The sequence below is a fragment of the Plesiocystis pacifica SIR-1 genome (genome assembly GCF_000170895.1).
In the GTDB taxonomy this organism is placed as follows: domain Bacteria; phylum Myxococcota_A; class Polyangia; order Nannocystales; family Nannocystaceae; genus Plesiocystis; species Plesiocystis pacifica.
Genome location: NZ_ABCS01000003.1, coordinates 166,108 through 179,946, shown reverse-complemented (window position 1 = coordinate 179,946; position 13,839 = coordinate 166,108). Strand labels below are relative to the sequence as shown.

The 13,839-nt window shown below is 72.7% G+C and carries 14 protein-coding genes; 10 read left to right on the top strand and 4 right to left on the bottom strand.

The window, feature by feature from the left end:
- The first annotated feature begins 219 nt into the window (after window positions 1-219).
- On the top strand, window positions 220-1,089 hold the full coding sequence (locus tag PPSIR1_RS02855) for an Ig-like domain-containing domain (RefSeq protein WP_006969475.1): 870 nt from the start codon (window positions 220-222) through the stop codon (window positions 1,087-1,089).
- Here the strand turns inward: PPSIR1_RS02855 and PPSIR1_RS02850 are convergent.
- Window positions 1,080-1,550 (bottom strand): hypothetical protein, encoded by a 471-nt coding sequence (locus tag PPSIR1_RS02850; RefSeq protein ID WP_006969474.1) that lies wholly within the window; start codon window positions 1,548-1,550, stop codon window positions 1,080-1,082. The genes PPSIR1_RS02855 and PPSIR1_RS02850 overlap by 10 nt on opposite strands.
- 53 nt (window positions 1,551-1,603) lie before the next feature.
- Complete coding sequence (locus PPSIR1_RS02845; protein ID WP_086000956.1) at window positions 1,604-3,016, bottom strand: helix-turn-helix domain-containing protein; 1,413 nt, start codon at window positions 3,014-3,016, stop codon at window positions 1,604-1,606.
- Between the two features lie 3 nt (window positions 3,017-3,019).
- Here PPSIR1_RS02845 and PPSIR1_RS02840 point away from each other — a divergent pair, with 3 nt between their 5' ends.
- Window positions 3,020-3,388, top strand: coding sequence for a hypothetical protein (locus PPSIR1_RS02840; protein WP_006969472.1), 369 nt, complete (start codon window positions 3,020-3,022; stop codon window positions 3,386-3,388).
- Window positions 3,389-3,488: 100 nt separating this feature from the next.
- Here the strand turns inward: PPSIR1_RS02840 and PPSIR1_RS02835 are convergent, their stop codons facing one another.
- Window positions 3,489-5,654, bottom strand: a complete 2,166-nt coding sequence (locus PPSIR1_RS02835) for a protein O-mannosyl-transferase family (protein WP_157595143.1) — start codon at window positions 5,652-5,654, stop codon at window positions 3,489-3,491.
- A gap of 138 nt (window positions 5,655-5,792) precedes the next feature.
- Here PPSIR1_RS02835 and ribF point away from each other — a divergent pair, with 138 nt between their 5' ends.
- Genes ribF through PPSIR1_RS02810 form a run of 5 tightly spaced genes read left to right on the top strand, consistent with a single transcriptional unit; the run spans window position 5,793 to window position 9,503 of the window.
- Window positions 5,793-6,869: a riboflavin biosynthesis protein RibF gene (ribF, locus tag PPSIR1_RS02830; RefSeq protein WP_006969470.1), complete on the top strand. Its 1,077-nt coding sequence runs from the start codon at window positions 5,793-5,795 to the stop codon at window positions 6,867-6,869.
- The gene (locus PPSIR1_RS02825; RefSeq protein ID WP_006969469.1) at window positions 6,866-7,357 is read left to right on the top strand and encodes a hypothetical protein; all 492 of its coding nucleotides are present in this window, start codon (window positions 6,866-6,868) and stop codon (window positions 7,355-7,357) included. The genes ribF and PPSIR1_RS02825 overlap by 4 nt, the downstream gene beginning before the upstream one ends.
- Window positions 7,358-7,407: 50 nt before the next feature.
- Window positions 7,408-8,310, top strand: a complete 903-nt coding sequence (dapA, locus tag PPSIR1_RS02820) for a 4-hydroxy-tetrahydrodipicolinate synthase (protein WP_006969468.1) — start codon at window positions 7,408-7,410, stop codon at window positions 8,308-8,310.
- Between the two features lie 36 nt (window positions 8,311-8,346).
- Entirely contained in the window at window positions 8,347-9,153 is an 807-nt protein-coding gene (dapB, locus tag PPSIR1_RS02815) for a 4-hydroxy-tetrahydrodipicolinate reductase (protein ID WP_006969467.1), read from the top strand.
- Window positions 9,153-9,503 carry an AgmX/PglI C-terminal domain-containing protein gene (locus PPSIR1_RS02810; protein ID WP_006969466.1) on the top strand — a complete coding sequence of 117 codons (351 nt, stop codon included), beginning with the start codon at window positions 9,153-9,155 and terminating at the stop codon, window positions 9,501-9,503. The genes dapB and PPSIR1_RS02810 overlap by 1 nt, the downstream gene beginning before the upstream one ends.
- 3 nt (window positions 9,504-9,506) lie before the next feature.
- On the opposite strand, the gene PPSIR1_RS02805 is transcribed toward PPSIR1_RS02810, so the two are convergent.
- Entirely contained in the window at window positions 9,507-10,430 is a 924-nt protein-coding gene (locus tag PPSIR1_RS02805) for a LysR family transcriptional regulator (RefSeq protein ID WP_006969465.1), read from the bottom strand.
- A 171-nt stretch (window positions 10,431-10,601) separates the two neighbouring features.
- Here PPSIR1_RS02805 and PPSIR1_RS02800 point away from each other — a divergent pair, with 171 nt between their 5' ends.
- Genes PPSIR1_RS02800 through PPSIR1_RS02790 form a run of 3 tightly spaced genes read left to right on the top strand, consistent with a single transcriptional unit; the run spans window position 10,602 to window position 13,832 of the window.
- Complete coding sequence (locus PPSIR1_RS02800; protein WP_006969464.1) at window positions 10,602-11,588, top strand: TIGR03571 family LLM class oxidoreductase; 987 nt, start codon at window positions 10,602-10,604, stop codon at window positions 11,586-11,588.
- A gap of 12 nt (window positions 11,589-11,600) precedes the next feature.
- Complete coding sequence (locus tag PPSIR1_RS02795; RefSeq protein WP_006969463.1) at window positions 11,601-12,425, top strand: SDR family NAD(P)-dependent oxidoreductase; 825 nt, start codon at window positions 11,601-11,603, stop codon at window positions 12,423-12,425.
- Between the two features lie 12 nt (window positions 12,426-12,437).
- On the top strand, window positions 12,438-13,832 hold the full coding sequence (locus PPSIR1_RS02790; protein ID WP_006969462.1) for a leucine-rich repeat domain-containing protein: 1,395 nt from the start codon (window positions 12,438-12,440) through the stop codon (window positions 13,830-13,832).
- Window positions 13,833-13,839 lie beyond the last annotated feature (7 nt).

Below are 13,839 nucleotides of genomic sequence, written 5' to 3'. Positions count from 1 at the left end.
CCTGGACAAACGGCTTTCCGGCTCCACGCGCCCACCGCGCTGGTGGTGCCCTGCGGGGCCTGATAGGGTGCGAGGGTGACGGTCCACGGGCGGATCTTCGAGCGGAAGGCTCGACCCCTCGAAGGGGTCCAAGGGCCCCCTGGGACCCGGTCTCAGCGTCGGCAACGCCGACTTCGCCGCCGCGCGCCGAGCCGTCTCGCGCTGTTCACGCTGAGTTTCGTGGCCGCGATCTCGGGGGCCTGCGCGGAGCTCGGAGACGAGGTCCGCTTCGAGCCGAGCGCGGAACCCGTGGAGATCACTTCCTCGGTCCCGGCGGCCGGCTCCCTGGCCGTCGACCCCGGGGCGCGCTTCGACTTGTGCCTCTCGACGGAGATCGATCCCCAGATCCCGGACGACTTCGACCTGAACCTGCGCTCGTCGACGCTGACTTTTGACACCGAGCTCTCAGTTCAAATGTTCAGCTGGCGCGCCCCCGGCCAGCAGGACGCGATCGCCGCCGAGCGCTGGTGCCCCGGCTCGGTGCTCTCGATCACGCCAAAGTCTCCCCTGCAGCCGGGCATCACCTACCGGGCCCGCCTGCGCGCCATCGACGGGCTCGGCTGGCGCGGACAGGGCATGGACCTGAGCGCGCCCGGGTGGACCGCCGACGAGGAGGGCAACGTCACCCGATGGTTCGACTTCACCGTCGCCGGGGACATCGGCGACCCCGCCCCCGAGGAGGTCCCGACCCTCGAGCCCGGGCCGACCCTCGCCGAGCTGTTCACCGACGACGCCGTGTTCGACCCCGAGCGCGGCGCGTGCAGCTGCCACCAGGGCAGCGACGAGCTCGCCCTCGCCCGCCTCGACCTGCGCACCGCCGAGCTCGCCTTCGAGTCCCTCGTGCTCCGCGACGGCCTCGAGCCCACCGGCGTGCCCATGGTCACCCCCGGGCGTCCGAGCGAGAGCTACCTGCTGCACAAGCTCCACCGCACGGCGAGCGGCGAGGCCCTGCACGGCATCGCGGGCGCGGCCATGCCTCCGGGGGAGCCCCTGCCCTTCGCGGACTGGGTGGCCGTAGCTCGCTGGATCGCCGACGGCGCTCAGCCGTGAATGGGCACTCGCTGAACGAAGAGCGCTCCGCCCGTCCAAAAGGTGGCGAAGTCCTCGATGGAGATCGTCAGGGGCTGGTGCTCGCGGGCCGACCAGGGGTCCAGGAATTCAAAGCCGCGACCTGTCCGGCCAACGAGGCAGATGGCGTGATAGGGCAAGGGGCCTGGGGACAGCTCTCCGTGCGGAGACCGTGCTTCGAGCCGACGCAGCGCTGCTCCGAAGGGACCCGACATGCACTCGACGATCGCCCATCGATCATCCGAGACCTCGGCAGCGAGCAGCTCCGAGCTGTCGGGGTCGTCCACGGAAAAGTACCGCCACTGGCCCACGCGCCCGTCGAGGGCTCTCAGTGAGCACAGGCCGTTGGAGGCGAACTTCGAGAACAGCTGCTCTTGCCGTCGATCCGTGTCGACGCTCGAGGCTCCTCGCCAGCGCTCGACCATGACGATGCAGGCCGGCACACAATAGCTGTGCCTCAGCTGCGAGACATGTCGCTCCACTCGGCGACGACTCCTCAGGCAGACACCAGCTCAAAGCCGGCAGAGACTTCGACGTCGCGCTGAACCACCGAGGAGCCTCGCCGCCCCTCGATGGTCACCGTCCACCCTGCCGGGGTCTTCATGGCGCTGACGGACCGGCACGAACCCATCCCAAGGGTCCAGCCGTGCGCCTCGGCGCGGGCGCGCGCGAGGCTCTCGGGCTCGAGCAGCGCGGCACCGCGGGCTCCCAACGCCGCGATCTCCTCGGACATGGGCACGCGGAGGATCGAGCGTGCTTGCACCGTGTCGAGCACCCCCACCTCGACGGCCTCGACGACCCGTCGGCTCAGGAACTCCCCAGGCAAGCCCGGCGAGAGCGCGGCGTCTGGGTGCGGCCTGACATCGGGGCTGCGGCTCCACGTCTCGAGCAGCTCGGCCTTGTCCTGCTCGGACAACCCAAACTCGTGGCCCAAGCGGTGCACTGCCATCGTCCTGCCGACGCCGAAGACACGACAAACTTCATCAACGATGGTGCCCGTCACGGCGTTCGCTCCCACGAGGGCCCTCAGCGACTGACGCGGGACGAGGAAGTAGGCCGCGAACGCGTTCGCCCGACTCTCGAGCTCCGCGAAACGCTCGACCAGCGACCAGTCCCCGCGGTCCTTGAGGCTGCCCTCGGGGCTCAACAGATAGGGCCGAGCGCGCGTGTCGAACAAGACGTGGCACATCTCGTGGGCCAAGCTCGCGCGCGTCCGCCACCAGCTCTCGCGCCCGCCCACGAGGTTGATGAGCAGCCCGGGTCCAGGCGCCGCCGTCGAGGCGCCCTCCACCGTCGAGGACAGCTCGTCGGGGGTCACGAAAAACACCGACCACCCCAGGCGCTCTCGGAGCAGCGCGAGCATGGAGGGGATCGGCGCGTCGCCAAGCCCGAGCTCCCGCCGAACGTACTCGGCGCACGCTCGGCCGCGGACCCAGGGAAGCTCTTCGCCGCGGGAGGGGTCGTCGAGCTCCAGCTTGGGGCGGCCTCGACCCATCGCCACCTCGAGCTCATGGGCATCCGCGACGCACGAGAGGAAGCGGCCGAGCACCCGAAGGTCCGACGGACCCAACGCCTGGGACAAGTCTCCGCCCTGCTCGAACGCGGAGCGAAACAGCAAGGCAGACGGCGCATTCACCGCCCCGTCGCGCAAGAAGCGTTCGACTCGACTGCCGAAGACCGTCGCGTAGGCACGCACGGTGGATGTCGGCGGCCAGCGAGCCTCCTCCTCAAAGCTCCGAATCGCATCTGCAGGCACACCTACGAGGGCCCCCATGGCCTCCAGGCTCAAACCCGCCTCTGCGCGGGCCTCTCGCAGTCGCTGTGCGATGACCGACATCCATGGCAGTCTAACACTCGCGTCGAGACCCCCTGTGCACGCCATGCCGCGTCGCCGACGCCCCGAGCTCATCCCATGCGTCGCCCTCTCCCCTGGACTCGCCTCGCCCCTGCCCTCCTCGCCCTCGCGCTGACCAGCGCCTGCATGGAGAACGGCAACGACTACTACGCCGAGGGCCTGCGCTTGCTCGGCGAGGCCGAGCGGGGCGCCTGCGACCTGGGCTTCGACGCCGCCTCGGGCCAGGCGGTGATCAACGCGAGCCGCATCTCGACCTGCCTCGAGAAGACCAAGGAGGGCCTGGCCCAGCTCGAGAAGGCCAAGGAGCTCGGCGTGGACCACCGCGAGTCCAACGAGCTGCTCGAGAAGACCCGGGCAGAGGTCGCGCAGATGGAGTCCATGCTCAAGATGGTCTCGCGCATGGAGAACACCCAGCACCTCGACTGACGCGCGCCGCCCAAACGCGAACGAGCGAGCTCATGGCGTCGCATGCATTGGCGATCGAGTGCGCTGAACCGAACGGAATCGATCCAAACCCCATCGCGCGTCACAGCTTCGCCTGCGCCCGAGCCTCGCACTCGCCGTCGCCCTGGGCCTGACACACCTGCAGCAGGCGCGACCAGTTCGAGCGCTTGTCGGCCGCGAGCTCGACGGCCAGCTCGGCCAGCTCGCGCGCCTGTTCGAGGCCGCCCTCGTCGCGCGACAGATAGAGCGCCAAGTTGGCGGCGGCCGTCGAGCGCTCGGGGTCGAGCTCGAGGGCCCGGCGGGTGAGCTCGATGGCGCGGCGGGTCTCGCCAAAGCGATCCTCGGCGGCGGCCAGGCCGATCAGCGAGCGCGGGTGGTCGGGGTCGACCTCGTCGAGGATCAGCCCGTAGCCGTCCCGGGCCTCGAGCCAGCGCACGGGCGAGTCCGGCGAGCGGGCGAAGCGACCGTGGACGGCGAGGGCGAGGGCGTCGGCGAGGCGCTGGCGATCGACGGGGTTGTCGAGGCGCCCCGACCAGCGCGCGAGGGTGGCCCGCAGGGGCGCGAGGGGGTCCTCGCCGGGGGCCCGCGCGGTGGCCGGGAGGGCGTCGCGCGGCGGCGGGAGCAGGCTGACGGCCAGAGGCAAGCGCGCCGCGTCGCCCGGCAAGGCGGGCAGGGCCACGCCCCCGAGCGCGCCGGTGGTCGGGGACTCGAGGACCACGTAGCCCTGCCACGCGTCGAAGGCCGCGAGCACCCGGCCGCGCTCGCCCTGGCCCTGCCAGCGGCTCGACTCGACCTGCTCGGCGGCCATCCACACCGAGGCGCGGCGAGGCTCGGCGAGCTGCCAGGGCGTGGGCTCGCGGTAGAGGTGCTGGGCCGGCGCGGTGACCAGATCGGGGCGCGCCCCCTCGAGGGCCCGGGCCGCCGCCAGGCCAGCGCTCAGATCGTCGCTCTGGCTGAGCAGCAGGGCGTCCTGGGGCGCGTCGGCCAGGGCCGCGCGGGTCCAGGCGTGGGGCGCCCACGAGCGCGTGACGAGCAGGTCCGAGGCGCTCTCGTAGGCCGGCGGCAGCCACAAAAACAGCGCGAGGACGCCGAGACCAAACAGCCGGCGCTTGCGGGGGCCGGGCGCCTCGCTGGCCCGGGGACCGCGGGCGCCGTGCTCGAGCCAGCGGTGCAGCGCCAGGCCCAGGGCGACGGTCAGCACCACGGCGAGGGCCAGCCCGGTCTGGCGATCGCGCCCGCCCATGGGGTTGATGGCCACGGCGTAGACGAGCTCGACGAGGGCCAGCCAGCCGAGCCAGCGCGCGAGGCCGTGGTCGGCGTCGAGGAACTCGCGCAGCGGCCGAGCGTCGCGGCTCTCGGCCTTGGCCAGCTCGCGCTCGCGGGCGTGGGCGGACAGCGGGCGGGTCAAGCCCAGGGCCAGGGCGCCCACGGACGCGAGCAGGCCGACCGGGCCCAGGTCCTCGGTCAGGCGCAGCAAGCTCTGGCGCGCGTGCAGGCCCCAGGCGCGCGAGCCCATGCCGGCGAGCTTGACCGCGAAGCTGTCGCGGATCGCCGTGGCCTGGACGTGGGCCCAGACCGAGGCCGCGTCGACCGGGTGCCCCCAGTCCGCCGCGGGGCCGCGGGCCGCCGCGAAGGGCAAGGTCAGGACCACCGTCGACGCCAACGCCACGACCAGCGGGGCCCAGCGCGTCCACGCCTCGCCCCGGCGCCACGCGAGGATCCACGCGAGCACCACGGCCGGCACCAGGGCCAGGCGCAGGTCGCCAAAGCCCCAGGTCGCGACCACGGCCGCGAGCACGCCCACGCTCCTTCGCGCGTCCCGGCGCGCGTCGGCGACCGCCGGGTCGAAGCCCCACAGCGCCGCAGCCAGGAGCAGGGCCGCGAAGGCGTAGATCTCGACGACCCGCGCGTTGCGGGCCAGGGTCAGGCCCAGCGGCATCCACAGGCCGAGGGCCCACACGAGGCCCCAGTGCGCGCCGCGGCGCTCGAAGATCGCCAGCACCAGGGCGATCGCGCCGGCCATGCACAGGCTCGAGCACAGGGCCATGCGAAAGCCGAGGCTGCCGACGGGCAGCGCGGTGGCCACGTGCAGCAGCGGGATGTAGCCGGGCACGCCCGTGGGGTGCATGACGCCGAGCTCGGCCCCGGCGGCGGCGATCTCTCCGGAGTCCAACCAAAAGTGCGCGGGGGAAGCCCCGATCATCAGGAAGACGAAGGCGATCCACGCCACCGCGAGCACGTGCCGCACCGGCGGAGCATAGCCTGGGCGCCCGCGCGGGCCGCCGACCAGCGCCAAGAGCGCGGCCCGTCGAGGCCGCCGCCCCGGGCGATCGGCCCATCTAGGCGCTGCCCGAGGCGCCTGCTAGGTTGCGCCTGCCTCAGCCGCATGCGCGTCCTCGACCTCTCGTCCGCCCCCACGCCGCCGGACTCCCCGACCCCGCCCACGCCCGGAGCCCTCCCGGCCGACACCGCCGTGTGCCTGGGCACCTTCGACGGCATGCACCGCGGGCACCAGGGCCTGATCGCTCGGGCGCGCAGCCTCGCCGGTCGCGTCGCCGTGGTCACCTTCGAGCCCCGCCCCGCCGACGTGCTCGCCCCCGGCAAGGCCGCGCCCCGGCTCCAGACCCCCGCGCAGCGCGTCCGCGTGTGCCGTGAGCTCGGCGTGGACGAGCTGGTGATGCTGCGCTTCGATCCCTCGGTCTCGACCATGAGCCCCCAGGCCTTCGTCCAGGCCTTCCTGCTCGACGGCCTCGCCCCCGCGGCGGTGATCGTCGGCTACGACTTTCGCTTCGGCGCTCGCCGGGCCGGCGGGCCCGAGGAGCTCCGCGCCCTGCTCGAGCCGGCGGGCGTGCGCGTGTCCGTGGTCGAGAAGATCGAAGGCCGCGGCGAGCTGGCCGGCGAGAAGCTCGGATCCACGGCGATCCGCCGCTACGTCAGCGAGGGCCAGGTCGAGCGCGCCGCTCGGGTGCTCGGGCGCCTCTACGCCGTGGAGGGCGAGGTGGTCCACGGAGACGCCCGCGGCCGCGGGCTCGGCTTCCCCACCGCCAACGTCGCCGCCGCGTCCTTGCTGCCGAGCTCCGGGGTCTACGCCTGCTTCCTGACCGACCTGAGCGATGGCGACGCCGGGGACAGCTGGGCCGCCGTCGCCAACCTCGGCACCAACCCGACCTTCACCGGCGCGCGCGAGGACGCCCCGCTGCGCCTCGAGGTCCACGCCCTCGACGTCGACCTGGGCGCGCGCCTCTACGGCCGGCGCGTCGAGGTGGCCTTCGTCGACTACATCCGGGGTGAGCAGCGCTTCGACGGGCCCCAGGCCCTGCGCGAGGCCATCGCCGCCGACATCGCCCGCGCCCGCCCCCTCCTCGACGCCGCCGCCGAGGCCCGCCGCCACGCTCGGCCCGTGGCCGCCGACGCGGCCCTTCCCCCCTTCGAACAGGCCGAACGCAGCGAGGTCCAGCCGTGAGTGAGCCCCTGGCCAGCCCCACCCTTGCGCTCCTCTACCTCGCCCAGGGCCACCCCGAGCGCGCCCGCGCGACCCTCGACGAGGTGCTCGCTGGCGACCCCACCAACGGCCACGCCCTCGCCCTCGTCGAGCGCCTGCGCGTGCGGCCGCAAGCTCGGTTCAGCGCCCGCTTCGTCGCCGGCGCGGTCGCCAGCGCTGGCGAGATCGAGCTGCGCTGGGAGGTCCCCGAGGCCCTGCTCGACGAGCTCTCCCCCCTCGACGACGAGGCCAGCCCGCTCCGCCTCCACGCGATCCTCGGGACGACCCGGCTCCACGACCCGCGGGTCAGCGCGGGGCTGCGCTACAGCTCCGTGCGCTGCGAGGCCCTCGCCGGCTCGCGGCGCATCAGCGCGCCCCTGGGCCCGGCGTCGGCGGCCGTCGCCCTGGTCCACTCCGTGCCGCGCGGCCCTTTGAGCCTGATCGCCGTCGCCGAGGCGCTGAGCTGGTAAAGCCGCCCGCGTTTGAGCCGTCCTCGACCGTGAGTTAGTGTCCCGCAACGATGTCGGACACGGCCAAGATCTTCCGCGGCGTCTTCACGGCCCTGATCACCCCCATGGACGCGGAGGGCCGCGTCGACGACGACGCCCTCGCCAAGCTGGTCGAGGCTCAGATCGCCGGCGGCATCCACGGCCTGGTCCCCTGCGGGACCACGGGCGAGGCCGCGACCTTGTCCCACGCCGAGCACATCCACGTCGTCGAGGTCGTCAACCGCGTCGCGGACGGGCGCGTGCCCGTGCTCGCCGGCGCCGGCTCCAACTCCACCCGCGAGGCCATCGAGCTGGCCCGGGCGTGCAAGGAGCTCGGGGTCACCGCGACCATGCAGGTCGTCCCCTACTACAACAAGCCCCCGCAGTCCGGCATGGTCCGCCACTTCACGGCGATCGCCGACGCCGTCGACCTGCCGATGGTCGTCTACAACGTGCCCGGGCGGACCGTCGCCGACATCCAGGCCGAGACCCTCGGCGAGCTCGCCCGCCACCCCAACATCGTGGGCGTCAAGGAAGCCACGGCGGACATGTACCGCGCGGCCCAGGTCCGCGAGCAGTGCGGCGAGGCCTTTTGCCTGATGTCCGGCGACGACTTCACCATGCTGCCCTTCTTCGCCGTGGGCGGCGACGGGGTCATCTCGGTGGTCTCCAACGTCGCGCCCAAGCTCATCGTCGACCTCTACGAGGCCTTCGCCGCTGGCCGCCTCGACGCGGCCCGGAGCCTCCACTACCAGCAGCTGCGGCTGACCCGCCTGCTGTTCGCCACGGCCAACCCGATCCCGGCCAAGGCCGCCCTCCACCAGCTCGGGCTGTCGAGCCTCACGCTCCGCTCGCCCCTCCACGACATGTCCGTGGACGACCCCCTCTACGCTCAGCTCGGCGCGTGCATGCGCGAGCTCGGACTGCTCGGCTGAGCCCCATCCGTCCCCGCTTTCCACAGGATTGCCACCATGAACACCCGCATGATCTCGATTCTCGTCGTCGGCGCCCGCGGCCGCATGGGCACCGCCCTCATCCGCGAAGTGATGGACTCCGAGGACCTCACCCTCGGCGCCTGCGTCGACCGCTCGGGCGGCCCCGGCATCGGTCAGGACGCCGGCCGCCTCGTCAACCGCCCGGAGCTCGGCGTGCTCGTCAACGACGAGCTCCGCCCCCGCCGGGGCAGCGTGGTCGTCGACTTCTCCCTGCCCAAGGCGACGGAGACCAACGTCAACCGCTGCGTCGAGGCGGGCGTGCCCCTGGTCATCGGGACCACCGGGCTGAGCGGAGAGCAAGAGCAGCTGCTGATCGACGCCGGCACCAAGATCCCCGTGGTCTACGCCGCCAACTTCTCCGTGGGCGTGACCTTGATGCAGCGCCTCGCGGCCGTCGCCGCCCAGGCCCTCGGGCCCCACTGGGAGGCCGAGATCGTCGAGCTGCACCACCGCCACAAGCGCGACGCGCCCTCGGGCACGGCCCTGCGCATCGCCCAGGCCGTGGCCAAGTCCCGGGAGCAGGTGTTCTCCGACGTGGCGATCACCGATCGCTCGAGCCGTCGGGAGGTTCGCCAGGAGGAAGAGATCGGCGTCTACGGCATGCGCGGCGGCGACTCGGCCGGCGAGCACACCTTGATGTTCTTCGGCGAGGGCGAGCGCATCGAGCTCATCCACCGCGCCGGCGACCGGGCCATCTTCGCCCGCGGGGCCCTGCGGGCCGCTCGCTGGGCCGCCAACGCCGAGCCCGGCGTCTACGACATGTTCGACGTCCTCGGGCTGTGATGCGCGCGCGCCAGTGCCTGTGCGCGGCGGGCCTCGTGCTCCTGGCCGGCTGCGCCCATGGAAGCTCGAGCTCGGCCAAGGCCAGCGCGCGCCAGGCCGTGGTCGAGGCCAAGTTGCCCGAGCTGCAGAGCTGCTGGTCCGAGCTCCCCGCCGACCAGCGCACCCGCGCGGGCTCGCTGCTGTTCGCCGTCGACATCCGCCGCAACGGCGCCGTCGACTGGGTCACCCTCGAGGTCGACGAGCTCGGCGTGCCGGCCCTGTCGGCCTGCGCGGTGCGTCGAATCAAGCGCTGGCGCTTCCCCGAGGATCGCCGCCAGACCATCCAGTTCGGCGTCGGCTTCGCGCCCTGACGACTACCCTGGCGACTGCCCCGGGGACTGGCTCCGCAGCCAGGCCGCGCAGCGACCCGAGCGCGCCTCGAAGGCGGCGGACAGCGCGATGTCGAAGGCGCGCACCCTCGCCGGCATGTAGCGGCGGCTCGGGAACAGGGCGTGGATCGGCATGGGCCCGCTCGAGTACGCCGGCAACACGCGGACGAGGCGGCCCGACTCGAGGTCGTCGATCACGTCGAACAAGCTCTTGAGCGCGACGCCTCGCCCCTCGCTCGCCCACCGACGGGTCAGGTAGCCGTCGCCGCACAGGTTGCTCTCGATCTCGAGCTGGCGCGGCCCCGCCTCCGAGCGCAGCGACCAGCTTCGGTTGGGGATGCTCGAGAGCTGAAGGGTGAGCAGTCGGTGGTCGGCGAGCTGTTCGGGCCGCTCGGGCTGTCCGTGCTGCTCGAGGTAGGCGGGAGACGCCACCAGGACGCCCGGCCACTGCGCGAGCTTTCGCGCCGTCAGGGCGCTGTCTTGCAGGGGGCCGTAGCGGATCGCCATGTCGATGGCGTCTCGGTGGAGGTGGTGCACCGCGTCGCTGGAGTGGACGACGATGTCGAGCTTGGGGTGGGCCGCGGCCACCTCGACGGCGACCGGCGCGAGGACCTGGTAGCTCGTGTCCGCGGGCGCCGAGACGTGGATGCTGCCCGCGAGCTCCCGCTCGGCGCCGCGGATGCCTTCGAGGGCCTGCTGCCACCGCTCGACGACGTCCTGGCAGCCTTCGAGCACGAGCAGCCCCTCGTCCGTGGGCTGCACGGAGCGGGTCGTGCGATCGAAGACCCGAACCCCGAGCTCGGCCTCGAGCCGCTTCACGGAGGCGCTGACCGCCGCGGGGGTTCGGTTCATCTGGCGGGCCGCCAGGGTCATGGACCCCGTCTCGGCGACGCGCAGGAGGAGCTCCATCTCGTCTAGCCTCATAGATTGTCAATCAAAAATTGAAAGTGATGTGAACGTTCTTTGTTTCTCAGGCGCCGGGAGCGACTCCATCATGCCTTCGGAGGCCGCACAGAGCAACACTGTCCAGTCGGCGCCCCGTCACCTGTAACCTAGATTTGTCGAACCGAGGAAGTCCCCATGTCCGTCGCCAGGCCCACCCGAGCCCCAGCCGAGCCGAGCGCCTTCGACCGCATCAATCGCGGCTACGCCTCGGTGTTCCAGCCCGAGCGCCTGACCCTCGGCCTGGTCGTGCCCATCGAGCGCTACGCCCAGGGCCCCGTGCCGACCATGGCCGACCACCTCGAGCGGGTGCGTCTGGCCGAGGCCCTCGGCTTCGCGGCGGTCTGGCTGCGGGACGTCCCCTTCAACGTGCCGAGCTTTGGTGACGCGGGCCAGCTCTTCGACCCCTTCGTCTACCTGGGCCTGCTCGCGGGCGCGACCGAGTCCATCGCCCTCGGCGTGGCCAGCGTGGTGCTCCCCCTTCGCCACCCCGCGCACGTCGCAAAGGCGGCGGCGAGCGCCGACGTGCTCAGCGGCGGTCGCGTCCTGCTCGGGGTGGCCTCCGGTGACCGGCCCGAGGAGTACCCGGCGCTCAACCTGCCCTACAACGATCGAGGCGAGCGCTTCCGGGACAGCTTCGAGTACATCCGGCAGATGGGCGACGCCCGGGCCGCGTTTCAGAGCGCCCACGGCAGCCCGGGCGGGGGCCTCGACATGCTCCCGAAGCCCTCGGGCGGCAAGCTCCCCCTGCTGCTCACCGGCGGGAGTCAGCAGGGGCCCGAGTGGCACGCCCGGCACGGCGACGGGTGGATGATCTACCCGCGCTCGGCGAGCGCTCAGGCGAGGATCGTCGGCGACTGGCGTCGGCGAAGGCTCGAGGCCGGGCGCGCGCAAAAGCCCGCCATGCAGCCGCTCTACGTCGACCTGCTCGAGGACCCCGACGCCCCGCCGAGCCCCATCCACCTCGGGCTCCGAGTCGGCGTGAAGGGCCTGCAGCGCTACCTCGAGTCCCTGCGCCACGCCGGCCTCAACCACGTCGCGCTCAACCTCCGCTTCAACGCCGCCGAGATCCCCCCCACCCTCGAACGGCTCTCCCGCGAGCTCCTGCCCGCATTCCACGACTGAAACGACCCGACCATGTCCAAGACCATTCTCATCACGGGGGCGACCTCCGGCATCGGCTTCGAAACCGCCAAGGCCCTGGCGGCGCGGGGGCATCACCTCCTCGTACACGGGCGCAGCCGCGCCAAGCTCGACGAGCTCGAGGCCCTGCTCCGGGTCCTGCCCGGCGCCGGACCGGTCCAGGGCTACGTCGCCGACCTGTCCCGCTTCGACGCCGTCGAGGCCTTCGCGGCCGCCGTCGTGAGCGACCACGCGCGGCTGGACGTGCTCATCAACAACGCGGGGGTGTTCAAGACCTCCCGGCCCATCACCGACAGCGGCCACGACCTGCGCTTCGTCGTCAACACCCTCGCGCCGCTGCACCTGACCCAGCGGCTGCTGCCCCTCCTCCCCCCGAGCGGACGGATCGTCAACCTCTCGTCGGCGGCGCAAAACCCCGTCAGCCTCGACGCGCTCGCCGGGCGCAGGCGGCTCGCGGAGTTCGACGCCTACGCCCAGAGCAAGCTGGCGATCACGGCCTGGTCGCGGTGGCTGGCGAAGTCCCTGCCCGAGGGGCCGGTCGTGGTCGCGGTCAACCCGGGCTCGCTGCTCGCGACCAACATGGTCCGCGAGGGCTTTGGGGTCGCGGGCAACGACGTGCGCGTCGGCGCCGACATCTTGATGCGGGCGGCGCTGAGCGAGGCCTTCGCGGACGCCTCGGGCAAGTACTTCGACAACGACGCCCACCGCTTTGGGCCGCCGCACCCCGACGCCCTCGACGACGCGAAGGTCCAACGCATCGTCGACGCGCTCGAGCGCGAGCTCGACAACTGGGGCCGACCCTCTGCGCCCCTCGGGTAGACTCGCCTCGCTTTGATCGACCAGATCATCGACGAGGCCGCGCAGCTCGACGAGGCCAGCGTGTTCGCCGACGAGCTCCTCGCCCGCGGCGACCCCCGCGGGGAGCTCCTCGCCCTCGAGCTCGCCTCGGTCCGCGCCGCGACCCCCGAGCAGGCCCGGGAGCTCAACGAGCAAGCGCGCGAGCTGGCGACCGAGAGCCAGTTTTGGCCCTCGTCCTTCGCCCCCGCCCTGGCCAAGATGCGGGCGGGCTTCGTGGTCGACTATTCGGGCGCCGCCGAGGGCCAGCTCAAGGCCTGCGCGCCCATGCCGGCGCTGCGCGGGCTGTGGAAGCTGGAGGGCTCGCGCATGGACGAGCTCGAGCACGAGTTCGCCCGGGTCAACCCGGCGTGCGTGTCGACGACGCTCAACCGCACCACCGCCGACTGGGACGACCTCGGCGTGTTGATGAAGCTGCGCCGGCTCGTGCACCTGAAGCTGCAGGTCCACGGCGGGGTCCACCTCGACGCGGCCCTCGAGCAGCTCCTCACCCTCCCCCAGCTGCGCGGCCTCAGCCTCCCGCACCACACCCAGCCTGGGCTCGAGCGGCTCCGGGGCGCGCCCTTGACCCACCTCCAGCTCGGCTCGCTCCAGATCCGGGAGCTCCCCGCCCTCGCCGAGCTGCCCCAGCTGCGCCACCTCCACGCGTGGTTCAGGACCGCCGAGGCCCTGGGCACGCTGACCAAGCTCCGGCTCGACTCGCTCAGCCTTCAGCTCGAGGCCGGGCCCCAGGAGTGGGCCGAGGTCCTGTCCGAGCTGAGCCTGCGCCACCTCCAGGTCGAGCCCATGGGGATCCGCGCAGCCCCCGTCATGCGCTGGCGAGAGGCCCACGCCCAGCTCGACGATCGCCTCGAGAGCCTCGAGATCCCGCTGCGCCACCTCGACGTCGCGGACACCTTCGCCTGGCCGGCGCTGCGTCGGCTCGTGCTGTGGGGTGAGGGCCCCGTCGAGGCCCTGCCCCGCCTCGAGCACCTGGGCCTGAGCGCGACCACCCTCGCGAGCCTGCGCGAGCTGCCGAGCCCCTCGCTGGCCGTCCTCGACGACGGCCTCGACATCGTCGACTGGCAGCACCTCGCGTCGATCCAGCGCGCCGTCCCCCTGCGCGTCCTCGACCTGCGGCTCCTCGGCCTCGAGCCCGAGCCCCCCGACGCGGCCCTGCGCGCCCTCGAGCAGCTCGAGCACTTGCTCCTCCCGGAGGTCCCCAACTCGGCTCAGGTTCGGCTCCTCGAGGCGCTCCCCTGCCTGCGCCGGCTGACCGTGATGGACATGCGCCCTGGCCACCACCGCGAGCTCCGCGGCCGCTTGCGCGAGGTCCTGGTCGAGTCCACGCCCCACTGGCCGCGCATCCCCGCCGCCGCTTCGACGAGCTGACCCTCCC